Here is a 15,535-nt window from a genome sequence, read left to right as displayed (position 1 = left end):
CTCTGCCGGACATCGACCTTGACGTGTACCTCACCGCCGACGACCTCGCCGACGGCCTGCGCGCCGACGCCCGCACCGGCCTCACGGCGAGCCCGAAGTGGCTGCCGCCGAAGTACTTCTACGACGCCCGCGGCAGCGAGCTGTTCGAGGAGATCACGCGCCTGCCGGAGTATTATCCGACCCGGGCCGAGCGCGAGATCCTCTCCACCCGCGCCGGCGCGATCGCCCGCATCACCGGCGCCAAGACGCTGATCGAGCTCGGCTCCGGCTCGTCGGAGAAGACCCGCCTGCTGCTCGACGCGCTGCGCGAGCAGGGCACACTCGGCTCGTTCGTCCCGCTGGACGTCTCGGCGGCGGCGCTGCGAGCCGCGCTGGGCGAGCTGCGCCGGGAATACCCCGACCTGCACCTGCACGGCATCGTCGCCGACTTCGTGCGACACCTGGAGGTCCTGCCCGAGACCGGCACCCGGCTGGTAGCGTTCCTGGGCGGCACGATCGGCAACTTCACGCCGGCCGAGCGCGCCCCGTTCCTGTCCGGGCTGCGCGGGCGGCTCTCACCCGGCGAGTTCCTCCTGCTCGGCGCCGACCTGGTGAAGGACCCCGCGGTGCTGGTCCCGGCCTACGACGACGGCGCGGGCGTGACAGCCGAGTTCAACCGCAACGTCCTGCACGTCCTCAACCGCGAGCTGGACGGCGACTTCAACCCGGACGCGTTCGAGCACGTGGCCCTGTGGGACCCGACCCGGGAGTGGATCGAGATGCGGCTGCGGGCACAGGCGCCGATGCGGGTACACCTGAAGGGGCTGAACCTGACCGTCGCCTTCGCCGCGGGCGAGGAACTACGCACCGAGGTATCGGCCAAGTTCCGCCGGGACGGCCTGACGGCAGAACTGGCCGCGGCCGGCTTCGCGGTCCGCGACTGGTGGACGGACCAGCCCGGCCGCTTCGCCCTGACCCTGGCGACCGCGATCTGACGCGCGCCCAAGGCCCGGCGGCCCCGGCCGCCGGACCTTGGGCGATCCGATATGTCGGCCGCTCCGCGCAACGACAGGGCGAACCCACGCAGTCGGTACCTGCCATGAACGGAAATTGGCACGCATCCATCGACCATGGGACCCCGCGTCAACTGCTCCACCACGCCGGAACCCACACAACCGATGGACACCCGACCGCCCACCCGACGCCCGCACTGAACCAATTGCTGAGGGTCGCCGAGTACTTCAAGCGCGATGAATTCGGGCACTTCGCGTCGCGACTCGGAGTTCGGCAATCAGCCCCTTGCATGCGCCTGCCCGCCCGCCGGTCCGCCCACGCCGCGCCAGTTCACGCCGACCAGCACGGTCTGGGCTCACATCGGTCGGCGGTCCCGGATGGCGGGTTCGGCAACCCGGGCAACAGCGGAGCCTCAACTCCGCCCGGTGACGACACCACGGTCATGTCGGCGGCGACCGCGCTCCCGCTCCTGCGCGACCTCCGCCATCCGAGTCGGCGAACCCGGGAACCGACCAACCCGGGGCCGGCCCTGATGCTGTGATCGAGCCGCACGTCCAGCGACCCTTTCCAGGCCGTCTGATGGCCCAGGGCGACGGCCGATGAGATCGAGTCCCCGGATGACGGAGTGGACGCGGCCTGAGTGAGGTTCGTGGCGGCCAGGCCACAGCGGGACTCGGCGGCGAGGGATGCGCCGGCGCGGTGGCGAGCCGACCGGTGCCAGATACCGGGGAGGCGGCCCGTGGCGAGGGATGCACCGGTGCGGTGGCGAGCCGACTGGTCCCGGGTGCCGGAGAGGTGGGCGGTGGCGACGGATGCACCGGTGCAGTGGCGAGCCGACCGGTCCCGGATACCGGAGAGGTGGGCGGTGGCGACGAATGCACCGGTGCAGTGGCGAGCCGACCGGTGCCAGATACCGGGGAGGTGGGCGGCGGCGGGGCGTCGCTGGAACGGCTCGGGCATTGCGGCGGTGACGGAGCGTCGCTGGAACGGCTCGGCCATTGCGGCGGTGGCGGTAACGCAGCGTCGCTGCCGCAGTGACTCGGTCGGTGCGGTGATGGTGACGCTACAGATCGACAGCACGCCGACTGGACCGGCCGGGAACGCGGTGACTGGACCGGTCGGGGGCGGGGCGACGTCGGTGCGAGCTGGGAACCCGGCGACGGCAAAGGCCTTGGCGAACGCTCTGGAGAAGGCTCTGGAGAAGGCGCACGGGACATCGGCGGCGATGGTGGCCTGGGCGGCTGCGGAAGAGATGTCGGCTGCGGCGGGGGCTGCGCCGGCGGGGTGGCAAGGTCGTGCGGGCGAGACGGTCCGGGCAGGGCGGGCGTCGACGGATCGGAGCGCGGGTCGGGCCGGGCAGCCGGACGGCGAGAACCGGACTGCACGGCCAGACCGCGAGAACCGGACTGGGCTGGCGGACGGCCCGGGTTGGGCTGAGGCGGGAGACGGCCCGCGTTGGGCTGCATCGACGGACGGTCCGGGCTGGGCTGCATCGACGGACGGTCCGGGCTGGACTGGCTCGCCGAAGAACGGCGGCGGGCGGCTCGGGCGTCCTGTTCAGCCCAATGAGCGCTGATCTCAGCAGTGCGAGCCTCTGCGTCCAGACGAGCCAGACGCTCGGCATGACGCGCCTCCAAACCACGACGACGAGCCTCAGCGAACTCGGCACGAACCGCACGACGACGAGCCACACGACGGTTGCGCTCCGCCAACATCGCATCCAACCGACTACGCCACTGCGAATCAGCGATCCCCGTCAGCACCTCAGCCATACAGACAAGCTAGAACAGGGGTACGACAAAAACCGCTGAGCAGGGGAAACCGGCGGCCAGTCAGCACCCCGGGGGCGGCAGCGGGATCCTGAACCTACTGGCGGTCGCTCTGCTCGGATGTTTCGTATTTTGGCGCGGAGCACCGCAGTGCCGGCTGACGTCGGGGTCGGGATCGGTTTCAGCGCCGTGTCAGGGCCGGGCGGCAAAGTTACGGATCAGCGGAAACCGACTGCCGCTGCCCGCATGACGAGACAGGGAGAGGATGAACACAATGCGCAACCGTTGGGCCGGTCCGACCCGCTGAGAGCCACCCGCGGCGGGGATCAGCGGGGGCCTGCCGCTCGCAGGCGGAGTCGCTTCGCGGCCGCCGCGGCATTGCGCCGCTGGCGGTCCGCGTCGGCGGCCAGCGCCGCGGCGCCGCCGTCGGTCAGCCGGTAGTACCGCCGGTGCCGTCCCTCGACGACCTCGGAGCGCTCCGGCTCGACCAGGCCCTCGCCGGTGAGGCGGTCCAGGGCCGCGTAGAGTGTCCCCGCCGGGATCACCACCCGGCCGTCGGAGAGGCGCTCGACCTCACGGATCACGGCGTACCCGTGCAGGGCCCGCACCGCGAGCGCGGTGAGGATCAGGAAGGTCGGCTCCCGCATCGAGGTCATGCCGATCTTTATACGTCCCGCCGCGGGTCAGTAGACCCTGTGCCGAGCCCTTCCGGGATTCGGATCCGGCGTCACACCGGGCTCCGCTGCCGCGTGCCGGGGCCGTGCCGCGTGCTGGGGCACGTACTCCGGCGCGAGCCCGAGGCCGGCCGGGTCGGCGGCGGGCTCGAGGTGGAACGGGTGGGCGCGCTGCACCGGGTACTCGTCGTGGACGGTGACGTACGCCGTCGGCGGGTGCGGCTGGTAGGACTGCGGGCCGCCGAACTGTCGCGCGGCCGGGTGCGGGCGCGGGGGCGGCAGGTAGGCGCGGGTCGCTGACCGGGCCGCCAGACCGCCCACGGCGCCGATCGCGCCGCGGACCAGCAGGGCCAGCGGGGCGAGCAGCACCAGCGCGTTGACATAGAAGGTGCCGCCGAACAGGTACACCTTCCCCGCCCAGACCGACATCGCCGCGCCGAGGACGAGGCAGACCACACGGTACAGCGGGGTGTTGCCGGGCAGGAAGGCCGCCCCGAACGTGGCGAGGCCGGCGACCAGGTACGCGAGCAGCATGATCTCCCCGCGACCGCCGTCGATGTGCAGAAGTGCGCCGCCCACGAATCCTCCACCCGAATCGCAACCAATCGGCAACCACGGTAGGCGAGCGATCATGCGCGCATTGTCATAAGATCGGCCAGGCGCCGGTCACCACCCGGATGACAGGGGCGCCGCCACGGTCGGAAATCTGTCCGGCGCCACACACCGGCGAGGGCAGTGCGTGGTGGATAGATCCTTCGGGTACACAATGGTGCATGACCGCCGCGCCCCCCGTCGTCGCCGACCGTTATCGTCTTCTCGAGTCCCTGGGCGTCGGTGGCATGGGGCGGGTGTGGCGCGCCCGCGACGAGACACTGCATCGCGACGTCGCCGTCAAACAGATTGTGCTCCCGCCGGAGCTGCTCGACAGCGCCCGGGACGTGGCGATGGAGCGCACGCTGCGCGAGGCACGTGCGGCAGCGCGGCTGAGCCACCCCAACGTGGTGCGGGTCTACGACGTGCTGGCGGCCGAGGGGCAACCGTGGCTCGTCATGGAGTACGTGCGGTCGCGGTCGCTGGACCAGGTGATCCGCGAGGACGGCCCGCTGCCCCCGCGCCGGGTCGCCGAGATCGGCCTCGCGGTCCTCGACGCCCTGCGCGCGGCCCACCGCGCCGGTGTCGACCACCGCGACATCAAGCCCGGCAACGTTCTGCTCGCCGAGGACGGCCGCGTGGTGCTGACCGACTTCGGCATCGCCCGCGTCGAGGGCGAGGGCCACGTGACCCGCACCGGCCTCGTCCTCGGCTCGCCGGAGTTCATCGCCCCGGAGCGGGCCCGCGAGGGCATCGCCGGCCCCGCGAGCGATCTGTGGTCGCTGGGCGCCACCCTCTACGCGGCAGTCGAGGGCCGCTCCCCGTTCGGCCGCGGCTCGGCGATGGAGACCCTGACCGCGCTCGCCTCGGAGGAGGCCGACCCGCCCCAGCGCGCCGGCGCCCTGGCCCCGGCCCTGCGGGCGCTGCTGCGCAAGGACCCCAAGGCCCGGGCCAACTTCGCCCAGACCGACGAGCTGCTGCGCAAGGCGCTACTCAACCGCGAGGTGCCGAAGAAGAAGCGCTCCTGGCTCAGCGGCTGGCGCACCGGCGACACCGCCACCCCGTCGGTGCCGGCCCAGCGCGCCCCGCTCACCCGCCCCGAGCCGGTCCCCCCGACGCCGGTCTCCCCCACCGCCCCGCCCGCGGGCACCGGCTCGCCCGCCCGCCCCACCGCCCCGCCCGCAGGCCGCGGCTCGTCCGGCGCCCGCCCCACCGCCCCGCCTGCGGGCCGCGGCTCGCCCGGCGCCCGCCCCGGCGCGGCAGGCGGGGCCGCCGGAGCAGCGGCCGCCGCGGCGGGCTTCGCCGGAGCAGCGGCGCCGGTCGTTCGGGGCAAGGCCGCCGTCCCTCCCCCGTCCTGGCCAATTGCCGAAAAACCGGATATTTCCGAAACGTCCGCCCCGATCCCGGCGGCGATGTCGCAGCCTCTCCCCCAGGCGCCGATCTTCGGTTCAGCGACGGAGGACGAGCTCGAGCCGGAGCCCGGGACGGCCGCCGAGACGCTCATCGAACCGGAGCCCGCCGCCGAGACCGACCCGGAGCCGACCGCGGAGACCGAGGCCGAGCCGGAACCGGTCGCGGAAACCAAGGCCGAGCCGGAGCCGAGCACGGAAACCGAGCCGGAACGGGAAACCAAGCCGGAGCAAGCCGCAGAGACCGAGGCCGAGCCGGAGCCGACCGCGAAGGCCGAGCCGGGGCTGAAGGCCGAGCCGGAGCCGAAGGCCGAGCCGGAGCCGAAGGCCGAGCCGGAGCCGAAGGCCGAGCCGGAGCCGAAGGCCGAGCCGGAGCCGAAGGCCGAGCCGGTCGCCGGCGCCACGGCCGGGCCCGGGGCCGAGGCGGGGCCCGAACCCGAGCCTGTGGCGGAGAGCACGGTCGAGGCCGAGGCGGAGCCCGCGACGAAGATCGAGCCGCCGGCGTTCGCGCCGAGCGTCGCGCCCGCGCCCGCGGTAACGGGCGCGCCGCGGCGGGAGACGTCCGTCCAGCCGGCGGCGGCTCGGATGGCCGGGTCGGCGCCCGTCGTGGCCGCGCCGCCGACCGGGGGCCGGGGGAACAAGCGGCGGCTCGGGCTGCTCGCCGGCGGGATCGCGGCGGCGCTCGTCGTCGCGCTGCTCGTCTGGCTCACCGCGCGGTCCGACGGCGGCGACGACGACCCCGCCGCGCAGGGCGGCAACGGGGCCCCGCAGACCACCGCCGCCGGTGGGGCGCCCGCGCCCGGCGCCGCGGCGACCTCCACGGCGCCGGGGACCGGGGGCGGCAGCTCGGCGCCCGCCGGCAACCCGCCGGCCAGCCCGTCGACGCAGGCGGCCAACGCCGGCACCGCCTCGGGGACACTGCCGCAGCTGCCGCCGGGGTGGAAGGACTACACCGACCCGACCGGGTTCAAGGTGTACGTGCCGGAGACGTGGAAGCAGAGCCAGGACGGCACGATGGTGTACTTCCGCGGCAACGGGCGCACGCTCGGCATCGACCAGTCGAACACGCCGAAGATGGACCCGGTCGCGGACTGGACGCAGCAGGAGAAGGAGCGCGGCGGCTCCTACTACAAGAACTACGAGCGGGTCCGTATCGACAAGGTCAACTATTTCATCGTCGCGGCGGACTGGGAGTTCACGTACGGGTCCGGCGGGCTGCAGCACGTGAACAACCGCGGCGTGGTGACGTCGAGCACGCAGGCGTACGGCATCTGGTTCGCCGCCGCGGACTCGGACTGGGCCGCGGCCAAGGCCGACCTCGACCTGATGTTCGCGAGCTTCCGGCCCAAGGCATGACGTGGGCCGGCGGTGAGGCCGGGGTGCTCCGGCTGCCGTCGGGGCGGCTGATCCGCGGCCGCGGGCTGCGCGACGGCGAGCCGGACGGCAGCCCGCAGTTCGGCCTCTACCTGCTCGGCAAGCAGCCGCCGGAGTTCGCCTGGGACAAGGTCTGGGTCCGGTGGCCGGACTTCCGGCTACCGTCCGACCGTGACGCCGCCCGGGCCGCGTTCAGCACGGCTCTGCGCAGGGCCGGGGGCGAACGGGTCGAGGTGGCCTGCGGCGGCGGGCGCGGACGGACCGGCACGGCCCTGGCGTGCATCGCGATCCTCGACGGCGTACCGGCGGACGAGGCCGTGGCCTACGTCCGCCGGCACTACCACCCCCACGCCGTGGAGACCCCCTGGCAGAAGCGTTACGTACGTACCTTCAATTCGCGGCCTTGAGCAGGGCCGCCATGGTGGCGGGGCCGAACGCGTCGCCGGCGAAGGCGGCGAACCGGTTCAGCGGCGTGCTCGCCATCAGGCTGAACATCGCCGGGTCGGCGACGCCCGCCGCCATCCCGCCGCCGGCCGAGGCCATCGCCGCGAACGCCTCGGTCAGGGCCGCGGCGCCCCGCGGGTCGGCGAACCACTCGGCGATCGTCGACTCGGCGGTCAGGGGCCGCCGCTCGTCGTCGCCGGCCACCGCGACCGTCGCGCTCGCGCGCAGGTCGCGCGAGGACGAGCCGACCGCGACGGTGTACTGTCCCGCCTCGACCACCCACCGCCCCAGCTCGACGTCCCAGTAGGCCAGGTCGGCGGCCTCGACGAGCAGTTCGACCTCGGCGGACTCGCCGACGGCCAGCGGTACTGCCGCGAAGGCCTTCAGCTCCCGGGGAGCGCGCCGCACGCGTGAGACGGGCAGGGAGGTGTACACCTGCACGATCTCGCGGCCGTCGCGCCCGCCGGTGTTCGCGACCGTGACCCGCACCAGCAGGCCGCCGTCCACAGTGGACACCGACAGGCCGGAGTAGGAGAAGGTGGTGTAGGACAGGCCGAAGCCGAACGGGTAGGCGACGTCCTGCTCGCGCGCGTCGAAGCCACGGTAGCCGACGTGCACGCCCTCGCCGTAGCGCACGTGCCCCTGCTCGCCCGGGAAGTCCAGATACGCCGGGTGGTCGGCCAGGCGCAGCGGGATCGTCTCGGTGAGCCGGCCGGACGGGTTGACCACCCCGAAGAGTACGTCAGCCAGAGCGCCGCCGCCGGCCTGGCCGAGCAGCCAGCCCTCCACCAGCGCGGGCACGGCCGCGTCCCACGGGGTCGTGCGCACCACGGCGCCGTTGGAGAGCACGACGACCGTGCGCGGGTTGGCCGCCGCGACCGCCTCGATCAGCGCCAGGTGCGCGGCCGGCAACTCCAGGGCGGTGCGGTCCGAGCCCTCGGTCTCCTCCTCGGTGCCGGCGAACACGATCGCCACCGACGACTCGCGGGCCAGGGCCGCGGCCGCCTCGACGTCGTCGTACCCGCCCGCGAAGCGTACCTCCCCCGCGGCCAGCGCCTTGATCGCGTCGAGCGCGCCGTCCAGCCGCGTCGGGTTGACGAGCGAGGAGCCGCCGCCCTGGTACCGCGGGGTGCGCGCCTGCTCCCCGAGCACCGCGATCGACGGCTCGTCCGGCGCCAGGGGCAGCAGCCCGCCGTCGTTCTTGAGCAGCACGACGGCCCGGGCGGCGACCTGTCGGGCGAGCGCGTGGTGCGCCCCGGCGTCGTAGGTGGCGCCCGGCCGGGCGGCCGCGGCGGCGCGCCGGGCCAGCGCCTCGACCCGGCCCGCGGCGGTTTCGAGCGCGGCGGCGGGCAGGGAGCCGGCGCGGACCGCGGCGGCCAGCGCGCGGTCGCCGGCGTCGTCGGGGCCGGGCATGCTCAGGTCCAGGCCGGCGCGGACCGCCTCGACCCGGTCGACGACCGCGCCCCAGTCGGAGACGAGGACGCCCTCGAAGCCCCACTCCCCGCGCAGGACCTCGGTCAGCAGCCAGTGGTGCTGGCTCGCGTACACCCCGTTGATCCGGTTGTAGGAGCACATCACGGTCCACGGCCGGGCCCGCTGGATCACGCGCTGGAAGGCGCGCAGGTACATCTCCCGCAGGGTCCGCTCGTCCACGTCGGCGCTGACCCGCATGCGGTCGGTCTCCTGGCTGTTGATCGCGAAGTGCTTCAGCGACGCGCCCACGCCGCGGCTCTGCAGGCCGGCGACCCACTCGGTGGCCATGACGCCGGTGAGGATCGGGTCCTCGGCGAAGTACTCGAAGTTGCGCCCGCCCAGCGGCGCGCGCTTGAGGTTGACGCCCGGCCCGAGCAGCACGGCGACGTCCATCGCCAGACACTCCTGCGCGAGGGCCTCGCCGACCCGCCGGGCCAGTGCCGGGTCCCAGGTCGAGGCGAGCGCGACGGCCGGCGGGAAGCAGGTGGACGGCTCGCTGTCGAGCAGGCCGTGGCCCTCGCCGGCGACCTGCTTGCGCACGCCGTGCGGGCCGTCGGTGACCATGATCGCGGGCACGTCCGCGACCGCGCGGGTGTGCCAGAAATCGGGGCCGCTGGTGAGCGCGGCCTGCTCCTCGATCTCCATCCCGTCCCCTTACTGAGTACCTAATAGGTATTAACTAAGGCGTAACATAGACCGGCGATGCTCGGCCGACAAGGGAGGTGACACGGGTTGGCACGGCGGGAACGCTCGCGGCTGCCGGCGTCGCAGCGGCGGGAGCAGATCATCGCGGCGGCGACGGCCCTGGTCGCCGAGCGCGGCTTCTGGGGGCTGTCGATGCAGGACGTCGCCGACGAGTGCGGGCTGACCGTGCCCGGGCTGCTGCACCACGTCGGCTCCAAGGACGGGCTGCTCGTCGCCGTGCTCGCGCACCGCGACGCCGAGGACTCCCGGGCGCTGGGCGAGCCGAGGCCCGCGGACCTGCGGACGCTGTGCGCCGCGCTGGTGCGCCGTAACGCCACCCAGCCCGAGATCGTGCGCCTGTTCGCGGTGCTGGCCGCGGAGTCCCTCGCTCCGGACCACCCCGCGCACGACTACTTCGCCGCGCGCCAGCGCACCGTCCTGGACTCGCTCGCGACGCTGGCCAAGCCGGTGTGCGACCGTCCGGAGGCGCTCGCCCGGCAGATCATGGCCGCCATGGACGGACTGCAGCTGCAGTGGCTGCGCGATCCCGCCGGGACGGACCTGGTCGCTATGTGGCGGGAGGCGGAGGCGACGCTGTTCGCCGGCCTATCGGGGTGAGCAGGGCCGCGAGCGCGGTCACGGTGACCGCTGCCCCGGCGACGGAGAGCGTCAGCGGTACCCCGAAATGCTTCGCGGCGAACGTCAGCGCCGCGTCGCCGGCCGGCGCGAGCACCAGTTGCAGTGTCCAGAACGCCGCCGTCACCCGGCCGAGCAGGTGCCCCGGGGTCACCTCCTGGCGCAGCGACACCGAGGAGATCCCGGCGATCCCGGTGCACAGGGTCACGGCGCAGGCGAGCACGGCGATCAGCGGCACGTTCGTGGCCAGCCCGATCCCCGCCACGACCAGCCCGGCGAGCGAGAACGCGCCGATCCAGGTCGCGCCGAACCCGGCTCGACGGCGCAGCGGGGCGACGGCGGCCGAGGCGAACGTGGAGCCGAGCACCCCGGCGGTCAGCACCAGGCCGATGACCGCGTCCGGCTGCCCGAGCCCGGACATGAGGTGGTACACGATCACGTCGTTCAGGCTCGACGTGAAGAAGATCAGCACCGCCAGGAGCGCGGTCAGCGGCAGCATCACCGGGTGGCGGCGGATGAACCGGATGCCCGCGCCGAGGCCGCGCTCGGCCCCCTCGCTCACCGGCCCGCCCAGCCGGACCAGGAACAGCCCGGCCGCCGACAGCGCGAACGACACCGCGTCGACCCCGATCGCGGCGACCGGCCCGGCGCCCTGGGCGATCAGGCCCGCCACGGCCGGCCCGGCCAGGTACGCGACCGAGTACGCGCCGTAGAGCAGCCCGTTGGCCTCGGCGATGCGATCGGCGGGGACCAGCGCGGGTACCACGGCGACGTAGGTCACCTGGAAGACCATCGAGAAGATCGCGGCGGCGGGCAGCACGACGTACAGCAGCCAGGGTTGCGGCCCGGCCAGCCAGGCGAGCGGGACCGCGCCGAGCAGCACGAACCGGGCCAGGTCGCAGATCCGCAGCACCGTACGCCGGTCGAAGCGGTCGGCGATCACGCCGGCGACGATCCCGGCGAGCAGGGTGGCCACGGCCGACAGCGCGCGGATCCAGCCCAGGTCGGTGATGGAGAGGGAACCGGTGCGCATGAGCAGCGGTACGGCCGCGAACGTGCACGCGTCGCCGAACGCGGACAACGTCTGCACGCCGAGGAAGACTGCGAAGTCGCGGCGGCGCCAGAGCGCGCTCACGAGTGCAGCAGCGACACGATCGCGTGGCGGGGTAGGTCGACCAGGCGCGCGTCGAGGTGCTCGGGCCGGCCGACCAGCGCGGCGGCCCGGGCCTGCGCGGCGCCCTTCGTGAGGCCGGGGTCGGCCCGGATCAGCGCGTCGCGCAGCACGTTGCCGACCTTGCCGTGGGCGTGGGTGAGCAGCCACCCCGCGACACCCTCGGCGGGCCGGAGCGTGGCCTCGACGGTTGCCTGCCTCGGGCCGGGCGTGCTGCGGCGCAGGCGCAGGTCGTACTTGGCCCCGACGAGCTCGCGCAGCGCCGCCTGGGCGGCCTCGTCGCGCAGGTCGGGGTGGTTGTTCGCGACCAGCAGCGAGACCGCCGGGACGTTGAGGGCGAGCAGGACCCGGGCCAGCCACGGGCCGGGGTCGGCGGACAGGTCGACGCTCAGCTCGTCGGCCTGCACCGGGCCGCCGCCGAGGATGCGGGCGGGGCCGCGCGCTGTGGTGCCCTCCAACGAGTGCTCGCCGTGGGTGTAGATGTTGGCCGAACCCGCCAGCCGGTCGAGGCGGCGGTCGAGGATCTGCCAGGTGTGCGGGGTCGGGCGGCAGACGTAGAGGTCGCTGGCGCTGCCGACGGCCTGGGCGCCGTGGTAGCGGTTGAACGCCGGCAGCATCGCCTCGATCACGAGGTCGAGGTCGAGCACGGCCCGCTGCACCTTCAGGCCGAGGGCCGGGGTCAGGGGGCTGAACCCGTACGCCATGACGAGCCGCCCGTTCGTGCGGTCCCGTAGCGCCTGCGCGCCGCGGCCGAGGAAGAGCTGCACGCCCTCGGGGGTGTACGGCGGGTCGGTGAAGACGATGTCGCCGCTGCCGGCGACCGCCGGCGGCAGGCCGAAGCGCAGGTCGCCGAAGTAGCACGCGATCCCCGCGCCCTGCCCGTCGATGTAGGAAAGCAGCCGCTCGTCGACGTCGACGACGGTGATCTCGACGTCGGGGCAGGCCCGCCGGACGGCGAGCGAGGTGAGGTCGTGGTCGCCGATGCAGATCAGGCGGGCACCGGCCAGGTCGTAGGTCCGGGCGAGCCACCGCGCGCGGCGCGCCGCCGTGCCGGCGGTGGCCGAGACGTGGTCGAGGGCCTGGTCGGGGGCGGGGGCGGCGGCGATCAGCTCGGCCATCCCGTCGACCCGCGGCTCCTCGTCGAGCGTGGCGAGGGCGAAGCGGTCGTGGTACTGCTGCCGCCGCGAGGGATCGAGGACGACCCCATCGGCGTCCGTGCGCAGGTCCGGGCCCATCGCGCGCAGGAGCGCCTCGATCGTGCGGCGCGGGGCGGCGAGGTCGCGCACGAGGTCCTCGAGGGTGGCCGGGCCGACGGCGAGCCGGGCGATCGCCTCCCGCAGGCGGCGCCCCACGATCCCGGATGCCGAGACGAGGGCGGCGACCGCGTCGATCGGCTCGGGCTCCACCGGGGCACTTTAGCACCGCCGCATTTTAACAAGGAGTAGCGCAATCGGCCCTTTCGATCTACGGAGCGCAAGATTTCCGGCGTGTTTCCCTGCTCAAAGTACAGGGTGGGGGCGAGGGTCCAGCAAGGGCATCGACCCTTGTCCAAGTCTTCCGAAATGTGTGATCGTCCTGACATCGCTGCTAGTCGATGAAGACGCGGGACGGTCGTAGGCGCGCACAGCCGCCCCTCAGGCGCTTCGACGAGCGCGTGTCTCCATTGGTTCCGGCCCGGCCCGTCACACATTCCCCGGTCGGGTGGGTCGTTGCTGAAAGAAGGCACCCTTTGAAGCTCTCACCACGGTTCGCTACAGCGGCCGGTGTGTTCGCGGTCGGGCTGGTAACAGCCGGCACCGCCGCGGCCGTGCAAGCCTCGCCCCCATCGCCGTCCTCGGACGCCTTCGAGGTTTCCAACGCCGTCGCCGCCCAGTCGGTCGACTCGTTCGTCAAGAGCAAGCCGAGCGCCATCCAGCCGTCCTCCGACGAGACGTATGTGCAGAAGTCGGTCACGGCGTCGGGCAACGCCAAGTACGTCTCCTACGACCGGACCTACAAGGGCCTGCACGTCACGGGCGGTGACTTCGTCGTCGTCACGGACAAGAGCGGCGCGACGCAGTACACGTCGGTGGCGCAGACCAAGGCGATCGGCAACCTCTCGACCACGCCGAAGATCACCTCGTCGGCCGCCGAGGCCGTCGCTCGTCACCAGCTCACGTCGGTGAACAACGTCGAGGGCACCTCGCTCGTCGTCTACACCCTCGACGGGGCCGCCAAGCTCGCGTACGAGACCACGCTGTCCGGCACCGGCGCTGAGGGCGCCAGCCGGCTCACCGTGGCCGTCGACGCGAACACCGGCGCGCTGCTGAACTCCACCGAGCACGTGATGAAGGGCACCGGCACCGGCTGGATCAACGGCTCGGTGACGATCAACACCACGCAATCGGGCAGCACGTACAGCATGAAGGACCCGTCCATCACGAGCCTGGCCTGCCAGGACGCGGCGAACAACACCACGTTCTCCGGCAGCGACGACGTGTGGGGCAACGGGACCGGCACCAACCGGGAGACCGGCTGCGTCGACGCTCTGTACGTCGCGCAGAAGGAGGCCGCGATGCTCTCGTCGTGGCTGGGCCGCAACGGCATGGACGGCTCCGGCGGCGCCTGGCCCATCCGCGTCGGGCTGAACGACCAGAACGCGTACTACGACGGCACCCAGGTCCAGATCGGCAAGAACACCGCCGGTCAGTGGATCGGCTCCGCCGACGTCGTGGGCCACGAGATGGGCCACGGCATCGACGACCACACGCCGGGCGGCATCTCCAAGAGCGGCACCCAGGAGTTCGTCGCGGACACGTTCGGCGCGGCCACCGAGTGGTACGCGAACAACCCGAACGACCCGCCGGACTACCTCGTCGGCGAGGAGATCAACCTGGTCGGCAGCGGCCCGATCCGCAACATGTACAACCCGTCGGCCGTGGGTGACTCGAACTGCTACTCCAGCAGCACGCCGTCGCAGGAGGTCCACGCGGCCGCCGGCCCCGGCAACCACTGGTTCTACCTGATGGCCCAGGGCTCCGCCGGCAACGGCCAGCCGTCCAGCCCGACCTGCAACGGCTCGACCGTCAGCAACCCGCTGGGCATCCAGAACGCCATCAAGGTCATGTACAACGCGATGCTGATGAAGACCTCGTCGTCGTCGTACCTGAAGTACCGTACCTGGACGCTGACCGCGGCCAAGAACCTCTTCCCGGGTAGCTGCACCCAGTTCAACACGGTCAAGGCCGCGTGGGACGCGGTGTCCGTGCCGGCGCAGTCGGGCGACCCGACCTGCACCGGCGGCACCACCCCGCCGCCCACCACCGGTGGCCCGACCACCCCGCCGCCCACCGGCGGCTGCTCCGGTCAGAAGCTGGCCAACCCCGGCTTCGAGTCCGGCACGACCTCGTGGTCCGGCAACACGGGCAGCATCAGCCAGTGGGCCAGCTCGGGCCAGGCCGCGCACGGTGGCACCTGGAGCGCGTGGCTGGACGGCTACGGCTCGACCCACACCGAGGCGATCCAGCAGTCGGTGACGATCCCGGCCGGATGCACGGCGACACTCTCGTTCTACGTGCACATCGACTCGGCCGAGACGACCACGACGACGCAGTACGACAAACTGACCGTCACGGCCGGCAGCACCACCCTGGGCACCCTGTCCAACCTCAACAAGGCCTCCGGCTACCAGCTCCAGAGCTACAGCCTCAACGCCTTCGCGGGTCAGACGGTGACCATCAAGTTCAGCGGTTCCGAGGACTCCTCGCTGCAGACCTCGTTCGTCATCGACGACACGGCCGTCACGCTGAGCTAGTCCCAACCGCCGCATCACGGAGGGGCCCGGGCCGCGCGTCGCCCGGGCCCGTTCCGTTTCCCGCTACGGCAGGGCGACCGCGATGCCGATCACCGGCGGCCGCTTCAGGCGCAGCACGCGGGTGAGGAAGTTGCCGGCGCGCGAGAGGAAGTACTTCCGCGCGATGTACTGCCGCGCCGCCGCCGTCCCGGCCTCGTCGAGCAGCCGCGCGGTCCCGGCCGCCGTGGCCGCGCCCGGCTTGACCTTCCCGCGGACGTCGCACGGGGTCAGCTCGACCCGGCCGTCGCGCCGGATGCGCTTGACCTTCCACGCGTCGGCGTTGGAGATGATGAACACCTCGCCGTCGTGCACCGCGTGCCACACCGGCGTCGCGACGGGCGTGCCGTCCTTGCGGTAACTGGTCAGGCGGACGTACCCGGCCTGGCTGATCCACTCCGCTGCACTCATGCCCGAGTCTCCTCCACTGCGCTCGTGCCATCAAGCGTACGAAGCCACGCCGCCGTGGTGCCCGGCGCGGCGGGGTC

Annotated in this window: 12 protein-coding genes; 6 read left to right on the top strand and 6 right to left on the bottom strand. The window is 73.0% G+C overall.

Going from position 1 to position 15,535, the window contains the following annotated elements; all coding sequences use genetic code 11:
- Positions 1–2: 2 nt before the first annotated feature.
- Together egtD and ACQPY0_RS21090 are read left to right on the top strand one after the other, a co-directional pair.
- Positions 3–974 carry an L-histidine N(alpha)-methyltransferase gene (gene egtD, locus ACQPY0_RS21095; RefSeq protein WP_432995317.1) on the top strand — a complete coding sequence of 324 codons (972 nt, stop codon included), beginning with the start codon at positions 3–5 and terminating at the stop codon, positions 972–974.
- Between the two features lie 1,584 nt (positions 975–2,558).
- A complete protein-coding gene (locus tag ACQPY0_RS21090) occupies positions 2,559–2,804 on the top strand; it encodes a hypothetical protein (protein WP_432991401.1) in 246 nt (81 codons plus the stop codon).
- A 284-nt stretch (positions 2,805–3,088) separates the two neighbouring features.
- On the opposite strand, the gene ACQPY0_RS21085 is transcribed toward ACQPY0_RS21090, so the two are convergent.
- Together ACQPY0_RS21085 and ACQPY0_RS21080 are read right to left on the bottom strand one after the other, a co-directional pair.
- A complete protein-coding gene (locus ACQPY0_RS21085; protein ID WP_432991399.1) occupies positions 3,089–3,418 on the bottom strand; it encodes a PadR family transcriptional regulator in 330 nt (109 codons plus the stop codon).
- Positions 3,419–3,445: 27 nt separating this feature from the next.
- Positions 3,446–4,015 carry a hypothetical protein gene (locus ACQPY0_RS21080; protein ID WP_432991397.1) on the bottom strand — a complete coding sequence of 190 codons (570 nt, stop codon included), beginning with the start codon at positions 4,013–4,015 and terminating at the stop codon, positions 3,446–3,448.
- Between the two features lie 194 nt (positions 4,016–4,209).
- Between ACQPY0_RS21080 and ACQPY0_RS21075 the strand changes: the two genes are divergently transcribed.
- Together ACQPY0_RS21075 and ACQPY0_RS21070 are read left to right on the top strand one after the other, a co-directional pair.
- Positions 4,210–6,792, top strand: coding sequence for a protein kinase domain-containing protein (locus ACQPY0_RS21075; protein ID WP_432991395.1), 2,583 nt, complete (start codon positions 4,210–4,212; stop codon positions 6,790–6,792).
- The gene (locus ACQPY0_RS21070; protein WP_432991393.1) at positions 6,789–7,217 is read left to right on the top strand and encodes a protein-tyrosine phosphatase family protein; all 429 of its coding nucleotides are present in this window, start codon (positions 6,789–6,791) and stop codon (positions 7,215–7,217) included. The genes ACQPY0_RS21075 and ACQPY0_RS21070 overlap by 4 nt, the downstream gene beginning before the upstream one ends.
- Here the strand turns inward: ACQPY0_RS21070 and ACQPY0_RS21065 are convergent.
- Positions 7,201–9,372 (bottom strand): glycoside hydrolase family 3 C-terminal domain-containing protein, encoded by a 2,172-nt coding sequence (locus tag ACQPY0_RS21065; protein WP_432991391.1) that lies wholly within the window; start codon positions 9,370–9,372, stop codon positions 7,201–7,203. The genes ACQPY0_RS21070 and ACQPY0_RS21065 overlap by 17 nt on opposite strands.
- 87 nt (positions 9,373–9,459) lie before the next feature.
- On the opposite strand from ACQPY0_RS21065, the gene ACQPY0_RS21060 reads away from it, so the two are divergent.
- On the top strand, positions 9,460–10,029 hold the full coding sequence (locus tag ACQPY0_RS21060) for a TetR/AcrR family transcriptional regulator (protein ID WP_432991389.1): 570 nt from the start codon (positions 9,460–9,462) through the stop codon (positions 10,027–10,029).
- On the opposite strand, the gene ACQPY0_RS21055 is transcribed toward ACQPY0_RS21060, so the two are convergent.
- The gene (locus ACQPY0_RS21055) at positions 9,980–11,182 is read right to left on the bottom strand and encodes an MFS transporter (protein WP_432991387.1); all 1,203 of its coding nucleotides are present in this window, start codon (positions 11,180–11,182) and stop codon (positions 9,980–9,982) included. The genes ACQPY0_RS21060 and ACQPY0_RS21055 overlap by 50 nt on opposite strands.
- Entirely contained in the window at positions 11,179–12,624 is a 1,446-nt protein-coding gene (locus tag ACQPY0_RS21050) for a bis-aminopropyl spermidine synthase family protein (RefSeq protein WP_432991385.1), read from the bottom strand. The genes ACQPY0_RS21055 and ACQPY0_RS21050 overlap by 4 nt, the downstream gene beginning before the upstream one ends.
- Before the next feature lie 359 nt (positions 12,625–12,983).
- On the opposite strand from ACQPY0_RS21050, the gene ACQPY0_RS21045 reads away from it, so the two are divergent.
- Positions 12,984–15,011 (top strand): M4 family metallopeptidase, encoded by a 2,028-nt coding sequence (locus ACQPY0_RS21045; protein ID WP_432991383.1) that lies wholly within the window; start codon positions 12,984–12,986, stop codon positions 15,009–15,011.
- A gap of 63 nt (positions 15,012–15,074) precedes the next feature.
- Here the strand turns inward: ACQPY0_RS21045 and ACQPY0_RS21040 are convergent, their stop codons facing one another.
- The gene (locus ACQPY0_RS21040; protein WP_432991381.1) at positions 15,075–15,458 is read right to left on the bottom strand and encodes a PPOX class F420-dependent oxidoreductase; all 384 of its coding nucleotides are present in this window, start codon (positions 15,456–15,458) and stop codon (positions 15,075–15,077) included.
- Between the last annotated feature and the right edge of the window lie 77 nt (positions 15,459–15,535).

This window comes from Dactylosporangium sp. CA-233914, from assembly GCF_050942935.1.
Lineage (GTDB): Bacteria > Actinomycetota > Actinomycetes > Mycobacteriales > Micromonosporaceae > Dactylosporangium.
The sequence above is the reverse complement of the archived record's forward strand: the minus strand, read 5'-3'. Positions and strand labels throughout refer to the sequence as shown.

Coding starts and splice junctions, on each gene's coding strand:
- ACQPY0_RS21090 (WP_432991401.1), top strand. CDS start 2,559: ATGAGCGCTGATCTCAGCAGTGCGAGCCTCTGCGTCCAGACGAGCCAG.
- ACQPY0_RS21085 (WP_432991399.1), bottom strand. CDS start 3,418: ATGACCTCGATGCGGGAGCCGACCTTCCTGATCCTCACCGCGCTCGCG.
- ACQPY0_RS21075 (WP_432991395.1), top strand. CDS start 4,210: ATGACCGCCGCGCCCCCCGTCGTCGCCGACCGTTATCGTCTTCTCGAG.
- ACQPY0_RS21070 (WP_432991393.1), top strand. CDS start 6,789: ATGACGTGGGCCGGCGGTGAGGCCGGGGTGCTCCGGCTGCCGTCGGGG.
- ACQPY0_RS21065 (WP_432991391.1), bottom strand. CDS start 9,372: ATGGAGATCGAGGAGCAGGCCGCGCTCACCAGCGGCCCCGATTTCTGG.
- ACQPY0_RS21040 (WP_432991381.1), bottom strand. CDS start 15,458: ATGAGTGCAGCGGAGTGGATCAGCCAGGCCGGGTACGTCCGCCTGACC.